We start from the raw sequence: 431 nt of genomic DNA on the forward strand, positions 1-431 counted from the left end.
TTTAATACTCCTAGTGACGTGCCAACATCTTATACGGAAACATCATTATTCTCTTATATACAGAATCACATAGAAAGCCCTTATACGTTTACATATTGGGAAATTGAATTAGAAGAAAAGAACGTACTTGTTATTTACGGTAGTACGGTAAAAAGCAATGTATTACTGAAATCAATCCAAAAAGAGCACCCTTCTGTATCTACGGATACGTTCACATTAACAGAAGAAGAAAAACAGTTACTTTCTAAAGAAAAGGCTACTCTTCAAATCTTTAATAGTGGCGGCGAAGAAGTATTCTCCTATCCGAATGAAAAGAAAAAAACGTTTTCTGACATACAAGCTGCTCTTAACGCAAAAGAACCGTGGAATCATAAAGAAAACACGTCTAGTTTTTACGATACAAATAGCAATCATCTTCTCGTTATAACTGC

The 431-nt window shown here is 34.1% G+C and carries 1 pseudogene; it reads left to right on the forward strand.

Annotated elements, in window-relative coordinates:
* Nucleotides 1-431 (forward strand): annotated as a pseudogene (locus MR079_RS28445) (sensor histidine kinase); the annotation flags it as partial.

The sequence above is a fragment of the Bacillus cereus group sp. BfR-BA-01381 genome (assembly GCF_022663555.1).
Classification (GTDB): domain Bacteria; phylum Bacillota; class Bacilli; order Bacillales; family Bacillaceae_G; genus Bacillus_A; species Bacillus_A pacificus.